This is a genomic window from Pandoraea cepalis, from assembly GCF_902459665.1.
In the GTDB taxonomy this organism is placed as follows: domain Bacteria; phylum Pseudomonadota; class Gammaproteobacteria; order Burkholderiales; family Burkholderiaceae; genus Pandoraea; species Pandoraea cepalis.
Genome location: NZ_CABPSL010000005.1, coordinates 190,302 through 204,811 on the forward strand (window position 1 = coordinate 190,302; position 14,510 = coordinate 204,811).

At 63.4% G+C, this 14,510-nt stretch carries 13 protein-coding genes; 4 read left to right on the plus strand and 9 right to left on the minus strand.

The window, feature by feature from the left end; all coding sequences use genetic code 11:
- Nucleotides 1-253: 253 nt before the first annotated feature.
- The 7 genes from PCE31106_RS09380 to PCE31106_RS09410 form a co-directional block, all read right to left on the minus strand.
- Nucleotides 254-1,216, minus strand: coding sequence for a lytic transglycosylase domain-containing protein (locus PCE31106_RS09380; RefSeq protein ID WP_254440962.1), 963 nt, complete (start codon nt 1,214-1,216; stop codon nt 254-256).
- A complete protein-coding gene (locus tag PCE31106_RS09385; protein WP_150563125.1) occupies nt 1,200-1,604 on the minus strand; it encodes a DUF4399 domain-containing protein in 405 nt (134 codons plus the stop codon). The genes PCE31106_RS09380 and PCE31106_RS09385 overlap by 17 nt, the downstream gene beginning before the upstream one ends.
- A 120-nt stretch (nt 1,605-1,724) precedes the next feature.
- Nucleotides 1,725-3,704, minus strand: coding sequence for a DNA topoisomerase IV subunit B (locus PCE31106_RS09390; RefSeq protein WP_150563080.1), 1,980 nt, complete (start codon nt 3,702-3,704; stop codon nt 1,725-1,727).
- A 310-nt stretch (nt 3,705-4,014) separates the two neighbouring features.
- On the minus strand, nt 4,015-5,946 hold the full coding sequence (locus tag PCE31106_RS09395) for an ATP-binding cassette domain-containing protein (RefSeq protein ID WP_017234903.1): 1,932 nt from the start codon (nt 5,944-5,946) through the stop codon (nt 4,015-4,017).
- An 86-nt stretch (nt 5,947-6,032) separates the two neighbouring features.
- On the minus strand, nt 6,033-6,521 hold the full coding sequence (locus PCE31106_RS09400; protein WP_150563081.1) for a GNAT family N-acetyltransferase: 489 nt from the start codon (nt 6,519-6,521) through the stop codon (nt 6,033-6,035).
- A gap of 101 nt (nt 6,522-6,622) precedes the next feature.
- Nucleotides 6,623-6,856, minus strand: coding sequence for a hypothetical protein (locus tag PCE31106_RS09405; RefSeq protein WP_017234901.1), 234 nt, complete (start codon nt 6,854-6,856; stop codon nt 6,623-6,625).
- A 558-nt stretch (nt 6,857-7,414) separates the two neighbouring features.
- A complete protein-coding gene (locus tag PCE31106_RS09410; protein ID WP_150563082.1) occupies nt 7,415-7,930 on the minus strand; it encodes a hypothetical protein in 516 nt (171 codons plus the stop codon).
- A gap of 154 nt (nt 7,931-8,084) precedes the next feature.
- Between PCE31106_RS09410 and PCE31106_RS09415 the strand changes: the two genes are divergently transcribed.
- The 3 genes from PCE31106_RS09415 to PCE31106_RS09430 all read left to right on the plus strand — a co-directional run bounded on the left by PCE31106_RS09415 (nt 8,085) and on the right by PCE31106_RS09430 (nt 11,369).
- A complete protein-coding gene (locus PCE31106_RS09415) occupies nt 8,085-8,282 on the plus strand; it encodes a hypothetical protein (RefSeq protein WP_017234899.1) in 198 nt (65 codons plus the stop codon).
- Between the two features lie 109 nt (nt 8,283-8,391).
- A complete protein-coding gene (locus PCE31106_RS09420) occupies nt 8,392-10,110 on the plus strand; it encodes a glutamine--tRNA ligase/YqeY domain fusion protein (protein ID WP_150563083.1) in 1,719 nt (572 codons plus the stop codon).
- Between the two features lie 320 nt (nt 10,111-10,430).
- Nucleotides 10,431-11,369 carry an urea transporter gene (locus PCE31106_RS09430; protein WP_150563085.1) on the plus strand — a complete coding sequence of 313 codons (939 nt, stop codon included), beginning with the start codon at nt 10,431-10,433 and terminating at the stop codon, nt 11,367-11,369.
- A gap of 290 nt (nt 11,370-11,659) precedes the next feature.
- Here PCE31106_RS09430 and PCE31106_RS09435 read toward each other — a convergent pair whose 3' ends face one another.
- Nucleotides 11,660-13,156, minus strand: a complete 1,497-nt coding sequence (locus tag PCE31106_RS09435; RefSeq protein ID WP_150563086.1) for a cryptochrome/photolyase family protein — start codon at nt 13,154-13,156, stop codon at nt 11,660-11,662.
- 97 nt (nt 13,157-13,253) lie between these two features.
- Between PCE31106_RS09435 and PCE31106_RS09440 the strand changes: the two genes are divergently transcribed.
- A complete protein-coding gene (locus tag PCE31106_RS09440; RefSeq protein ID WP_150563087.1) occupies nt 13,254-13,709 on the plus strand; it encodes a hypothetical protein in 456 nt (151 codons plus the stop codon).
- Nucleotides 13,710-13,960: 251 nt separating this feature from the next.
- Here the strand turns inward: PCE31106_RS09440 and PCE31106_RS09445 are convergent, their stop codons facing one another.
- Nucleotides 13,961-14,470 carry an MgtC/SapB family protein gene (locus PCE31106_RS09445; RefSeq protein ID WP_150563088.1) on the minus strand — a complete coding sequence of 170 codons (510 nt, stop codon included), beginning with the start codon at nt 14,468-14,470 and terminating at the stop codon, nt 13,961-13,963.
- Between the last annotated feature and the right edge of the window lie 40 nt (nt 14,471-14,510).

Here is a 14,510-nt window from a genome sequence, read left to right on the forward strand (position 1 = left end):
GGGTTTGCTGCGAACGTTTGACGAGAGTTCGGGGAGACGTTGACCGCGAGATCATACCAAGCTCGTCGGCACATTTCGGCAAAAACACGTCCGATTGGCAAAGCGAGACGTGTTTTCGGATCGGAGGACGCGGGAATCGGCGGGATTGCGCACGCATTTCGGACAAATCCGAGCGTCAGACCGTGGGAATCGACCGGCGACAGCGCCGCTGGCGCCTTCCTGACGCCGCCCCTGGTGGCGTTGCTGGGGTGCCTCAATCGATCGTTGGCGAAGACGACAGCGCCCCTTGCGCCGATGCTCGGACCGACGCATTCGGCATAGCAGCCGGCACGACGGGCAGTCCGGACGGCGCACCCAGAATGACGTGGATGCGACCGTCGCGCGAGCCGCTCACGCGCGCACCGCCAACGCGCCCCACGTGAGCGCCGCCCGGGCTCGCCCCGCTCATACGTATCGCCCCGCCGCCCTGCCCCAGCGCGGGCGCATCGGGATCGAAGCGTCGATAAAGGGCGAGCACGGTCGCCACGTAGTCGCGCGTCTCGGCATACGGCGGGATCTGGTCGGCGTGACGCGCCACCGCCCCCTCGCCCGCGTTGTACGACGCGAGCACCAGTTCGAGACGGTCGGGATAACGCGTTTGCAGATCACGCAGATAGCGGGCTCCGGTCAGCACATTCGTCCGCGGATCGGCGAGCTTGTCGGCGACCGTGCGTCGCGCGTCTGCGCGCACGCCGTAGCGCTCGCCCGTTGACGGAAGCACTTGCATCAAGCCAACGGCGCCTTTGGGTGACACTGCGGCGCTATCAAATCCCGACTCCGCCGCAATGACCGCTTTGAGCAACGCCACATCGACGTGATAACGCTGCGCAGCCTGCGCGATCACGGGCGCCAGCGTCTTCAGATTGGGATGTCGGGCAAGGGCATCGTACAGGCGCGAGCGATCCACGCCACTGGCCGTATCGCCGTGCGACGCACGCAGGTCGACGTTGCCGCCCGCCCCGACGACCGGACGATAACGCGCGTCGAGCTTGCGTGCCGCGAGATGGGCGACGCCGTTCTCATCGACATAACCATAGAGTTCGGCGTGTGCGAATGGCGTCGCGACAAGCAGCGCGGCAGCCAGCACGGGCCCGACGAAACGTCGCAGCGCGCAATGTCGGCAGATCGCTCGAATGCGGCGCGCCATCGAAACGGTGAAGTTACCGACCTTTGACATGCACCTTGATGGTCTGGCTCATGGCGGGACCGTACGATTGGTGAGCACCGTTGGCGAACTGCAACGTCAGCTTGTGATCGCCGGGCGTCAGATTGACGCTCGTTTCGGTCTGGCCTTTACCAAAATGCAGGTGCGTGTCGTCCGTGGGGACAACCTGACCTGCGGGAATGGGATCGCCGTCGATGATGAGATGGTGATGACCGGTGTTGGGCGTCATGTCGCCAGCCGGTTTGATCGCCATGCCCTCGACGCCGAAATGGACCGCGACCGGGTTCGACACCGTTGCGCCGTCCGTCGGCGCCACAAAGAAGACGCGCGGCTGAGCCGACTGTGCCAGCGCGGTGGCGCTTGCGCCGGCAACCAACAGCGACACAAAAAGGCAACGCATGGAACGCAACATAACGCGACTCCCGGAAGGGTGAAGGGTGGATTATCCCACGATGTGAGCGCTCACGCTGGCCTGCCGGCGCGTGAGGCACCCGCCACTGCACCGATGCCGGGAATCCGCTCAGATGTCGGCTTCCACCTCATTGCCCTTGGCTTCGAGCCAGCTGCGACGCTGCGCCGCCTCGCCCTTGCCCATGAGCATGTTCATGCGCGCCACGGTCGCATCGAAATCGAGGCCGCCAAGCGCCACGGGGCTCAACCGGCGGGTGTCGGGATTCATGGTGGTTTCCCACAACTGCGCGGCACTCATTTCGCCCAGCCCCTTGAAGCGGCTGATCGACCATGCGGTGTCACGTACGCCATCCTTGCGCAGCTTGTCGAGGATCGCTTCCAGTTCGCCTTCGTCGAGTGCGTAGAGCTTCTGTGCGGGCTTCTTGCCACGGGCCGGCGCATCCACGCGATAGAGCGGCGGGCGTGCCACATACACATGACCCTTCGCAATCAGTTGCGGGAAATGGCGGAAGAACAGCGTGAGCAGCAGCACCTGGATATGCGAGCCGTCGACGTCGGCATCCGAGAGAATGCAGATCTTGCCGTAGCGCAGATTCGACAGGTCAGGCGTGTCGTTCGCGCCATGCGGGTCGACACCGACGGCCACGGCGATGTCATGCACTTCGTTGTTCGCGAAGAGTCGGTCGCGCTCGGTCTCCCACGTGTTGAGGACCTTGCCGCGCAGCGGCAGAATCGCCTGAAACTCCTTGTCCCGCCCCATCTTCGCCGAGCCGCCCGCCGAGTCGCCCTCGACCAGGAACAGTTCGTTGCGCGTGATGTCTTCGGTCTCGCAATCCGTCAGCTTGCCCGGAAGCACCGCTACGCCGGAACTCTTCTTCTTCTCGATCTTCTGGCCCGCGCGCGTGCGCGCCTGCGCCTGACGAATCACGAGTTCGGCCAGCTTCTTGCCATGCTCGACATGATGGTTGAGCCACAACTCGAGCGCTGGACGCGTGAAGGACGACACCAGACGCACGGCGTCGCGGCTGTTCAGGCGCTCCTTGATCTGCCCCTGGAACTGCGGATCGAGCACCTTCGCGGACAACACGAACGACACGCGCGAAAAGACGTCTTCCGGCAGCAGCTTCACGCCCTTGGGCTGCAGATTGTGCAGTTCGATGAAACCACGCACCGCCTGGAACAGCCCTTCGCGCAGACCCGATTCGTGGGTGCCGCCGGCCGGTGTGGGAATCAGGTTGACATACGACTCACGCACCGGCGCGCCGTCTTCGGTCCATGCCACGACCCAGGCCGCGCCCTCGCCTTCGGCGAAGCTGTCATCGCTGCCATCGGCAAAGCGCTCGTCCTCGAACAGCGGAATCAGCGGCTCGGCGCCGCCCAGCGATTCGACAAGATAGCCGCGCAAGCCATGCTCATAGCACCACGTCTGCTCGTCGCCGGTCTTCTCCTGACGCAACGTGACGCGCACGCCCGGCAGCAGCACCGCCTTCGAGCGCAGCAACCGTTGCAGCTCGCTCAGCGGCAGCGTGGGATTATCGAAGTACTTCAAATCGGGCCAGACGGTGACGCGCGTGCCGCTTTTTTTCTCGCCGCGTTGTGCGGCGCGCGAGTGCAATGCCACGTCGACGTTGCCGCCATCGGCGAATTCCAGCTCGGAGACATGACCGTCGCGCCAGACCGTGACGGCCAGTCGCGTTGCCAGGGCGTTCGTCACCGACACGCCAACCCCATGCAAGCCGCCCGAAAAGGTGTAGGCGCCACCGGCCGCCTTGTCGAACTTGCCGCCCGCATGCAATCGCGTAAAGACGATCTCGACGACCGGCACACCCTCTTCCGGGTGGATGCCGACGGGAATACCCCGGCCGTCGTCCTCGACGCTCACCGAACCATCCTTGTTCAGCGTGACGAGGATCTGCTTGCCGTAACCGCCAAGCGCTTCGTCAGAGGCGTTGTCGATGACTTCCTGAATGATGTGCAGCGGATTTTCGGTGCGGGTGTACATGCCCGGGCGCTGCTTGACCGGTTCAAGGCCCTTCAGGACCTTGATGGACGCTTCGCTGTATTGGGCAGGCGTATTTTTTTTCGACATAGCGTGACTGAATTAGGGTACGACGCCCGGCGATTATCCACAGTTCCTGTGGACAACCACGGGGAAAACCCATGAACACATGACAAAAGTGACGCCGTATCAAAGACTTGAGTTGCGGCGCCCACAGAATGGGCACGCTGAGCGCGCCCAGCGCCCGGCCGGTGTTGTCCGGAGGCGAGCCGCGCCCGATGCATCGCGACCTATTGTACTGTCACTCGCGACGTGATCGGGTGACAACGCCAACGGCACCATGCAACGCGGCCGGGCCACGGCCACGGCCGCTCGCCGCTCGCTGACCGGATGCCGACGCTTACGCGCCCTCGCCGCGCTGCTTGGCTTCGAGCAGTTCCCAGCGTTCGAGCGCATCGAGCAACGCCAGTTCAATCGCTTCGAAACGTTCGGACAACGCCGCACCGGCAGCCGGATCTTTCGCATAGATCGAACCGTCTTCGAGCTTTGCCCCCACTTCCTGTTGCTCGGTTTCCAACGCGGCGATGCGCGCCGGCAGGCCGTCGAGTTCGCGCTGCTCCTTGTAGCTGAGTTTGGCGGTGCGGCTCGTAGGGCGCTTTGATGCGGTTGCCGTGTCCTTCGCGGCGACTTCGACGGGGGCGCGTTGCGCGGCGAGCGCAGCGGACCGATGGCTCTGTACCTGCCAATCGGTAAACCCGCCAACGTACTCGCGCCAGTTGCCGTCGCCTTCGGCCGCGATGACCGAGGTCACGACGTTGTCCAGGAACGTGCGATCGTGGCTCACGAGGAACACCGTGCCGCTGTATTCCTCGAGCAGCTCTTCGAGCAGTTCGAGCGTCGGGATGTCCAGATCGTTGGTCGGTTCGTCGAGCACGAGCACGTTGGCCGGACGCGCGAACAGGCGCGCGAGCAGCAGACGATTGCGCTCGCCGCCCGAGAGCGACTTCACCGGTGAGCGCGCGCGCTCCGGCGAGAACAGGAAGTCGCCGAGATAGCTCATGACGTGCTTGCGCGCGCCATTGATCTCGATCCAGTCGCTGCCCGGGCTGATCGTATCGAGCAGACTCTTCTCGGGATCGAGTTGCGCACGCATCTGGTCGAAGTACGCCACCTGAAGATTGGTACCGACACGAATCTGTCCGCTGTCCGGCGCGATCTCGCCGAGAATGAGCTTGAGCATCGTCGTCTTGCCCACGCCATTCGGGCCCACAAGACCGACCTTGTCGCCGCGCATGAGCGTCGCCGTAAAGTCGCGCACGATGACACGCTCGCCGTAAGCCTTCGTGACATGGGTCAGCTCGGCCACGATCTTGCCGGACTTCTCGGTCTGCGCCACATCCATGCGCACATTGCCCTGAATCTCGCGGCGATCGGCACGTTCGCTACGCATCGTCTTCAGGCGCTCGATGCGCGACACGCTGCGCGTACGGCGTGCTTCAACACCTTTGCGAATCCACACTTCTTCCTGCGCGAGCAGCTTGTCGAACTTCTCGTTCTCCACGCGCTCGATCTCGAGCTGCGCAGCTTTGCGCTCTTGAAACTGGGTGAAGTTGCCCGGATAGGAGAGCAGACGCCCACGATCCAGTTCGACGATACGCGTGGCCACACGATCCAGGAAACTACGGTCGTGAGTGATGAACAATAGCGCGCCACGATAGCCGATGAGCAAATCCTCCAACCAGCGAATCGCTTCGAAATCGAGGTGATTGGTCGGTTCGTCGAGCAGCAGCACGTCGGGTTTGGCCACCCAGGCCTGCCCGAGCGAGACACGCTTTTGCATACCGCCGGAGAGCGACCCGACGCGCGCGTGTCCATCGAGCCCGAGTTGCGCAACCGTCGTTTCCACCCGTGTCTTGAATTGCCACGCATCCGCATTGTCGAGCGACGCCTGCAACGTATTCAACCGCGCGAGCAGCGCGTCGTGCTCGGCGCCCTCAGGGGCATCGGCAAGCGCGTCCACCGTGCGTTCGTAGTCGGAGAGCAGCCCATGCAATTCGCCGAGGCCAAGCGCGACGGCGTCGAAGACCGTCAGTTCGGGATCGAACTCAGGCTCCTGCGGCACGTAGACGGTATTGAGTGAGGCCTGCCGTGCCACAAGGCCGTCGTCGGGAACCATCTGGCCCGCCACGATCTTGAGCAGCGACGACTTACCGGCGCCGTTGCGGCCGATAAGTCCAACGCGCTCACCGGCTTCGAGCGAAAAATCGGCATTGTCGAGCAATGCCACGTGACCGAACGCCAATTGGGCGCCCGAAATGGAATACAAGGCCATGTGTCGGGGGAACGGGAGAACTACGATGGGAGATATTGTAGTGCCGGGCGCGAGGGCCCGGCCGATAATGCACGGCTACGGCTTGGCTATGGCTTTAGGGTTGTGCTGTTGAACGCCGCCGGCGGACGCAGCATTTCGATATGCAGAATGCCGTCTTCGTCATACGGCTCACTGGCCTTGACGAAACCGAAGGCGCCATAGAACGCTTCGAGATGCGCCTGAGCCCCGATGCGCAGCGACGCCAACGGCCATGCCTCATCGGCGATCACCACGGCCCGCGTCAGCAATTCGCGCCCGAGCCCGGTGCCTCGATGCGACGCCGCCGTGATCACACGCCCGATCGACGCTTCGTCGTAGGCCACTCCGGGCGGCAACAGACGCAAATACGCCGCAATCTGCAGCGCATCCGCCGCATCGCGCACTTGCGCGACGAGATGCAGGCTGTGAGGGTCGCGTCCGTCGATGTCCTGATACGGGCATTGCTGCTCGACCACGAACACGGCATTTCGCGCGGCCAGAATACGGTAAAGCAGGGAACTGCCCAGCGCATCGAACGACTCGCACATCCATTCCATTCCCGACTCTCCGGCCATACGTTGCGAAAGGCGGGACTATAGCACCGTCGCCACACAACGATGCCGGCATCGCGCACAGGGAATGAATGGGGGAGATCGACTTACTGGAAGTAGACGATGCCCTGCTCGATGTCGGCACGGGCATTACGCTCGGCGTCGTCGAGGGCGTTGCCTTGCGTGGCAAAGCCGTAGGCGGTCTGGACCTGATAGGCCCCGACTTTTTCCAACCCGCCATGGGTCGGGCGGTGAATCTCGTAGAACGCGTCCCAACGAGCGTTGTCGCGCTCGACGGCACGCACGCTGTACTGAAATTCTTGAAATTGTGTTGTTTTCATTTTTGAATCCTTCTTACTGCAAAAAATATGACTGATAACTATCCCTCTCGAATCGGCTTACGGTGATGAGAGTGCAAATCTGCACAAATGTTTCCGTGAAGTGCACGCAGCCTATCTGCTCAACATGACAAACACACGACATTCGCGTGACTGACATACGACAGGCGGTGCAGGTGAACGCGTCACGTAGCGCAAGGCCACATGCGCACCGGCATTGCGCAATGCGGGCGCAATGAGGGCGTTCTGTACGACTTCCATCCAGTTTCGGGGAACGATGCGCTGTCGCCCAGTCGAGGGCGACGGCAAGAACGTTGGACGCGTGAATTCACGCCAAGCGTTCAGCGTGACATGCGGTAACAAAGTCGTGCGGCACATTTGTAGTGATAATCGTGCCACACGCGGGCCACCTCGGGACAGGCACTCAGCCGGCCCCGCTATGCATGCCTCGCTTGACTGCTATCCGCTCAATTCGAAATTGACGAAAAAAACGGTGCAGATAGCGAATGATAACAGAAAATTACTGTCTCGACACCAAAGCAGACCGGCGCCGAAGTCAGGTCAAGGCGTGGCGGCGCGGTCGTCAATTTGGGCGAGCACCCAATACATATAGCCCGCGAACGCGCCGAAGATCACGTGTCCCGCCACCATCGTCCAGCCGCGCGAGGCGACGAACCATGGGAACCACTGCGTCATGACGTAAAAATTGACGGCGTACACGGCCAGCCCGAAGATCGCCCCCGCCACCGACACCGTCACCACATCCGAATCCAGCCGGAAGGGGGCGACGATCGCGCCAAGCACCACGCCCAGAACGACACCGATGACCGCGTGGACAATGAGCGCCATGGCCACAATGGACAGGTCGAACGTAGCAGGCTGCGTCAGGATGCCAGGCCCCAGCGCGATGGCGGCGACCATGCGGGGTGGCACCCATGGGCTCTGGCCGGAGACCAGCAGCACCATCAGCATTTCCACCGCCGAGAAGAAGGCGCAGGCGACAAAACCGGAAACGGCGGCGGCGGCCCAGTCGGGCGAGCGGTGCGTGTAGCGATGCGAGTGGAGGTGCAGTTCCATGATGTTCTCCCTTGAGGGTGACTCTTGGAGCCGCCGGCAGGACCGGCAGTGCTTTCAGGATAGAACAATCCAGGCGCGGCGACGGCGGATCCGCGCGATATACTTGGATCTGGCGCCACGTCCCGCCGCCGGCGGGACTATCGGGAGATAACGTATGTCCAGTCTCATTGGCTTGCTCGTCGCTATCGTGCTCGTGGGTGTTCCCGTCTGGCGGATTCTGACCCGCCTCGGCCTGTCCCCCTGGTTCACGGTGCTGGCCTTCATCCCGGTCGTCAACATCATCTCCCTCTGGCTGTTGTCCTACGCCGCTTGGCCGGGCCAGCGGACATCGGTCCAGGCGTCCAACGGGTAACGCCTGCGGGCCGAGATCACTTGCCTTTGTCGACAGGGCGTGTCGACGCCTGCCCGTGGTGCAGTGCGGTACGGTAGAATATTCGCCAAACCCCGAACACTGGACTGGCATGAGCACAGAGCTGAACGCGGCATCCAATTTCATCCGCAACATCATTGACGAAGACAATCGCTCGGGCAAATGGGGCCAACGCGTCGAAACGCGTTTCCCGCCGGAGCCGAACGGTTATCTGCACATCGGCCACGCCAAGGCCATCTGCCTGAACTTCGGCGTGGCGCGCGACTACGATGGCGTGTGCCATCTGCGCTTTGACGACACCAACCCCGAGAAGGAAGAGACCGAATACGTCGATTCGATCATCGACATGGTCAAGTGGCTCGGCTTCAGCTACCAGACGCCGCAAAAGGAACACCTTTACTTTGCGAGCGACTACTTCGAACAGCTTTATCAGGGCGCCGAGATCCTGATCCAGCGCGGCAAGGCGTACGTTGACAGCCAGAGCGCCGACGACATGCGCGCCAGCCGCGGCAATCTCACCGAGCCGGGCAAGGATTCGCCGTTCCGCAACCGCTCGGTTGAGGAGAACCTCGATCTGTTCCGTCGCATGCGCGCGGGCGAGTTCGCCGACGGCACGCATGTGCTGCGCGCCAAGATCGACATGGCTTCGCCGAACATCAATCTGCGCGACCCGGCGATCTATCGGATCCGTCACGCGCACCACCACCGCACCGGCGACGCGTGGTGCCTCTACCCGATGTACACCTATGCGCATCCGCTGGAGGATGCCATCGAGAACATCACGCACAGCCTGTGCACGCTGGAGTTCGAAGATCAGCGTCCGTTCTACGACTGGGTACTCGGCGAGCTGGCCGACGCGGGCATGTTCAAGCGGCCGATGCCGCAGCAGATCGAATTTGCGCGCCTGCAACTGACTTACGCCATTACGAGCAAGCGCAAGCTGCGCCAACTGGTCGACGAAAAGCACGTCGACGGCTGGGATGACCCACGCATGCCCACGCTCGTCGGCCTGCGCCGTCGCGGCTTCTCGCCGGAAAGCCTGCAGTTGTTCTGCGAGCGCATCGGCGTAGCCAAGTCGGCATCGTGGATCGACATGAGCGTTCTCGAGCAAGCCCTGCGCGACGACCTCGACCCGAAGGCACCGCGTGCGACGGCGGTACTCGACCCGCTCAAGCTGATCATCGACAACTATCCGGAAGGCAAGCAGGAAGACTGCCAGGCGCCGGTGCATCCTCACGCGCCGGAGCGAGGCATGCGCACGTTCCCGATCTCGCGCGAGCTTTGGATCGAGCGCGAAGACTTCCAGGCCGAGCCGGTCAAGGGCTTCTTCCGTCTGTTCCCCGGCAACAAGGTGCGACTGCGCTACGGTTACGTGGTGGAGTGCACGGGCTTCGATACCGATGCCGATGGCAACGTCACTGCCGTGCATTGCCAGTATTTCGAGGACAGCCGATCAGGTACGCCGGGCGCCGACAACTACAAGGTCAAGGGCAACATCCACTGGGTGAGCGCGCCGCACGCGCTTGCGGCGGAGGTGCGCATTTACGACCGACTGTTCGTCGATCCGAATCCGGATGCGGGAGACAAGAATTTCCTCGACGCCATCAATCCGAACGCCAAGCGCGTCACGCAGGCCTACGTCGAACCGGGCCTGATGAGTGTTGCGCCGGAAGATCGCGTGCAGTTCGAACGCCACGGCTACTTCGTAGCCGACCGTCAGGACTCGGCACCGGGCAAGCCGGTGTTCAATCGCATCGTCTCGCTTAAGGACAGTTGGGCGGTCAAGCCGGTCAAGGGCGGCGGCAAGTAAACGCTTCGCGGCAAATCTCCGCGTAGCACTCAACCCGCGCCCTCGTGCGCGGGTTTTGTTTTTTGGGGCGCCGGTCAGACACAGCCCCGCCGCCATACCTGCGCGCTGTCGGAGCACTACCGACACAATGCCAACGCTATACCCAATATAAGGCGCCGACGCGCCCCAAAACGCCAGTTCGGCGTAAGCTCGCGCCCATTGCTCGCCCACCGCTCAGCCGCTGTGCAGCGGATGCCGCGAGCCCCCCCGATTCGCCTGATTCGCCTGATTCGCCTGATTCGCCTGATTCGCCTGATTCGCCCGATTCTCCACGATCGTCCATGTCAATCCCTCACCTTTCGCCGCCCCCTGCATCGCCCGCGACGTTGGCCGTGCCGCGTGCCGCTGCCAAGCGCAGAGAGTGGATCGATGCGTTGCCCAGCATGGCGGCGAATTTTGCGCAGATTTATTTCGTCCCTTCGGCAAGGGTCGGATTGTTGCTGTTCGTCCTACTCGCCCTCGCCAACCTCTCGGCTGCGATCACAGGACTGGCGGCGAGTATCGCCGCGTCGTGCCTCGCGGTCGCGCTGCGACTGCCACACGCACTGCTTCGTAACGGGCGATTGGGATACAACGCGACCCTCACCGGTATTGCATTCGGCGCGTTATGGCACCCCGACGCCACGTTCGTCGCATGGCTGGCGGTCTGTGTCTGCCTGACCGTGATCGCAACCGCGACCCTCTCGCGTTACGCACTGCCAGCCCTCACCGGCCCATTCGTGGGTGTGATGGCACTCACCTGGGCGATGCAGCCGTGGCTGCATTGGTTGCCGCGGGCCGGGGCACTCGCCTGCGACACCGGCACGCCGGGTTTCGTCTTCTGCTCGGTCGGTCAGGTCGTTTTCGTCGCCCCACTGGTGCTGGGCCTGCTGACCTGGTACGTCCTGGCCCTCTGGAACTCCCGCGCCACGCTGTGGGCGCTCGCGGCGGGCGTCACCGTCTGGTCGGGTCTCGCCGCACTGGCGACACTTTGGCCGCCAATGGCCACGCAGGCAGGGGGCATTGGCATCAACGCGTTTCTCGCTGCACTCGGCCTAGGGATGTTCGGACATCGCCCAACCGTACGCTTCGCGGGCGCCTTTCTGGCCTGCATCCTTTGCGTTGCGCTCGGCACCGTGTTCGGTCCGTTAGGCTGGCCGTACTTTACGTTGCCGTTCAATCTGGCGGTATGGGCCATGCTACGCGCGACAGCCCGGACAAGGCCACCGATCTCCGCATAAAAAAATGCCCGAAACGCTAACGTTCCGGGCACTCGCTCATCGCTCACCCCGTATTGCGAGACTGCCGTCTGCGCGGCGAAGCATCCGCTCGCTGTCCCGTGTGGTTTTGGCTTGCCCTTGCTCGTTCCCGAGCCGTGCCGTCGTTATTTATTGTGTGGCTTCTCCCCCGACACCCGCCAACGCCCCCCGACGTTCCTGATGCACCACCGAAGCCCGGCCCTCTCGCGTGCCTTACCTCTATCAACGGTGAGACGCGTGAAAAGTTGACGGGGGTATACACCGATCGTTGCTCAGTCCGCATCCAAGCCGTCATCGCGCTTGCCGGAAACCGCCGGCGTCTTCACGACCGCATATCGTGCCAGCGTTTCCTTGCGCGCCACGTCGTGCGCCACCCGCGGCGGCGGATAGTCGCGTCCCAGCGCCACGTGGGCATCGAGCAGCGTCTGCGCGTCGGCCCGCCAGGGAGCATGCAGCGCCTTGTCGGGCAGATTGGCCAGCTCCGGCACGTACTTCCGAATGAAGCGCCCTTGCGGATCGAACTTCTCCGACTGCGTCACCGGATTGAAGATGCGGAAATACGGTTGCGCGTCGCATCCGGTCGACGCCGCCCACTGCCAGCCGCCGTTGTTCGCCGCGAGGTCGAAGTCGTTGAGCGCGTGCGCAAAGTAGGCTTCCCCGCGCCGCCAATCGATACCGAGATCCTTGACCAGGAAGCTCGCCGTTACCATGCGCAGGCGGTTGTGCATATAGCCGGTCTGGTTGATCTGGCGCATGGCGGCATCGACGAGCGGATACCCCGTGCGTCCCTCGCACCAGGCCTGAAAATCGGCATCGGCCGCTTGGCCGGCAGCCCATTCGATGGCTTCGTAGGCAGGTTTGAACGCCTGTGCCACGACGCGCGGATGATGGTGCAGGATCATGAAATAGAACTCGCGCCAGATAAGCTCGCTGAGCCATGTTTGCGCGCCGCGACCGTCGTCCCCCCCTCGCAACATGGCGGCGTGCGCCTCGCGGGCGAGCGTGCGTATCGAAATCGTGCCGAAACGCAGATGTACCGACAGATAGCTCGGCCCGCGTATGGCAGGGTAGTCGCGTCGCTCATGGTAATGCGCCATGCGCGGCAGAAAATCGTCCAGCAATTGACGGGCGCCAGACTCCCCGGCAGGGATGGCCATACGGCGCGCGTCGGACACCTCGAAACCCAACGACGCCAGTGACGGGAGTGCACCGCTGCCCGTCGGTGGCACAGCCAATCGCCGCCGATCGGCGTCGCGGCCGTGCGGCGCCAAATCCACCGGTCTCACCTGCTTCAACCAAGCGCGCTGATACGGGGTGAACACGCTGTACGGCTCGCCCTGCGCCGTGAGAATCTCACTCGCCTCGAAAATCACCTGATCCTTGACGACCTCGAAGGCAATGCCGCGTTCGTCGAGCGAGCGAGCCACCGAGCGATCGCGTGCCACGGCGGCGGGCTCGTAATCGCGCCCGGCAAACACGGCCTGTACGCCGAGCGACTTCGCCAGCGACGGAATCTCCGCCACCGGATCCCCGTGACGCACAATCAATGCCCCGCCGGCATGCGTCAGCGTGGTGGCCAATTCGCTCACGCTGTCGTGTATGAATGCGACACGACGATCGTCGCGCGGCAAGACGTCGAGAATCGTTGTGTCGAACACAAACACGACATACACCGCTTGGCACGTGGCAAGCGCGTGCGCGAGCGTTGCGTTGTCCGTGCAGCGCAAGTCGCGCCGGATCCAAACCAACCCCTTATGGAAATCGCTCATGTCAGATTGGCGCCACACGTGCGCGCCATTGTAGGTTCCGTCCAATCCCGTACCATAGCGATATCGTGGACTTTATGCCATCGGCCTCGATTACCTTATGACTCAGAAGCTTCCGATTTTGGCTCACACGCGCGGGGTGGTGCCGGCCGTGTTCTGCCTCGCTGCCGCGTTGCTCATGACCGGCTGCGCCACCTCGACAGCGCCGCGCGGCGCATTGACCTCGGCACGTTCTGGCGCGCCCGATGCCGCCCAGTTGCGCGAGCATCATCTGGCGGCCGCCGACACCGCTGCCGACCAGTACCGCACATGCCTGTACGGCCACGTTGCCCGCTATGTCGATCTCGTGCCGGACCCGATCCGGCTGGCAGACGAAGCCGCCGCCGAGTGCGCCCCGATCACCGGGCGTTTCAGACGTGAGCGACAGGCCGCGGTTGTGACGTACACCTCAGCAACCGACGCCTCGCAGCAAGCCGATGCCGCCACACTCGCGCTTCAAGCCGACGGCCTGCGGGTGGCGCGCGCACGTGCCAGGGAGTTGCGCGCGCTGCGGTGAGCGTCTCGCCGGTCTCACGTCGAACCGACAAAGTCTCATGCGCGTGCTTTCCCTAATCGGGCAAGCCCCGATTGGCGAACGACCGGCCGCTGACCAAAATGCAATCGCCCTCTTACGTCCTTTTGGGGGTACTGCGACAACGTCATTTGCCCGCCTCGGCGGGCATTTTCTTTGGTATCCGCAAGATCTTCCGGTGATGTCCACCGGGGAGCGACGTGGACGTGCCGCGTCCCGGTTGCGCCGGATGGCACTTACTTGTCGTCGGGATCGCGCGGCGCCGGCGTGTCCGTGCCGGACGGCGGCCCCGGCAGCTCGTCGTGTCCCAGCCATCGATGCGCGACGGCTTCGATACGCCCGCCGATCGCCAATACGACGAGCAGCAGGACCATCGCGGCCAGCGCGATATGCCAACGGCCCAAGCCGCATATAATGCCGATCCCCGTGGTACTCCAGAGCGCCGCCGCCGTGGTGAATCCGTGCACCGACGCGCTACGGTTCGGCCGAACGATACAGCCCGCGCCCAGAAAACCGATCCCGGCCACAATGCCCTGCACCACCCGGCTGACCGACGACGTGTCATAGACCAGCGCCGACCCGGGAAACGGCACGACCGCCAGCACGAACAACGCCGAGCCGAACGACACGATCGCCAGTGTGCGCAAGCCGACAGATTTGTGATGGAGATTTCGATTGAGCCCGACGAGTCCGCCCAGCACCAGCGCTGCCATCAGCCGCAATGTGACTTCGATGATCTCCGCCATCCCTCACCTCGCTCGTTTTGCGCTTTCCGCGCTTTCCGCT

Bases quoted from the DNA above. Each gene is read 5' to 3' on its own strand.
- PCE31106_RS09380 (WP_254440962.1), bottom strand. From the start codon at position 1,216: ATGTCAAAGGTCGGTAACTTCACCGTTTCGATGGCGCGCCGCATTCGA.
- PCE31106_RS09385 (WP_150563125.1), bottom strand. From the start codon at position 1,604: ATGCGTTGCCTTTTTGTGTCGCTGTTGGTTGCCGGCGCAAGCGCCACC.
- PCE31106_RS09390 (WP_150563080.1), bottom strand. From the start codon at position 3,704: ATGTCGAAAAAAAATACGCCTGCCCAATACAGCGAAGCGTCCATCAAG.
- PCE31106_RS09395 (WP_017234903.1), bottom strand. From the start codon at position 5,946: ATGGCCTTGTATTCCATTTCGGGCGCCCAATTGGCGTTCGGTCACGTG.
- PCE31106_RS09400 (WP_150563081.1), bottom strand. From the start codon at position 6,521: ATGGAATGGATGTGCGAGTCGTTCGATGCGCTGGGCAGTTCCCTGCTT.
- PCE31106_RS09405 (WP_017234901.1), bottom strand. From the start codon at position 6,856: ATGAAAACAACACAATTTCAAGAATTTCAGTACAGCGTGCGTGCCGTC.
- PCE31106_RS09410 (WP_150563082.1), bottom strand. From the start codon at position 7,930: ATGGAACTGCACCTCCACTCGCATCGCTACACGCACCGCTCGCCCGAC.
- PCE31106_RS09415 (WP_017234899.1), top strand. From the start codon at position 8,085: ATGTCCAGTCTCATTGGCTTGCTCGTCGCTATCGTGCTCGTGGGTGTT.
- PCE31106_RS09420 (WP_150563083.1), top strand. From the start codon at position 8,392: ATGAGCACAGAGCTGAACGCGGCATCCAATTTCATCCGCAACATCATT.
- PCE31106_RS09430 (WP_150563085.1), top strand. From the start codon at position 10,431: ATGTCAATCCCTCACCTTTCGCCGCCCCCTGCATCGCCCGCGACGTTG.
- PCE31106_RS09435 (WP_150563086.1), bottom strand. From the start codon at position 13,156: ATGAGCGATTTCCATAAGGGGTTGGTTTGGATCCGGCGCGACTTGCGC.
- PCE31106_RS09440 (WP_150563087.1), top strand. From the start codon at position 13,254: ATGACTCAGAAGCTTCCGATTTTGGCTCACACGCGCGGGGTGGTGCCG.
- PCE31106_RS09445 (WP_150563088.1), bottom strand. From the start codon at position 14,470: ATGGCGGAGATCATCGAAGTCACATTGCGGCTGATGGCAGCGCTGGTG.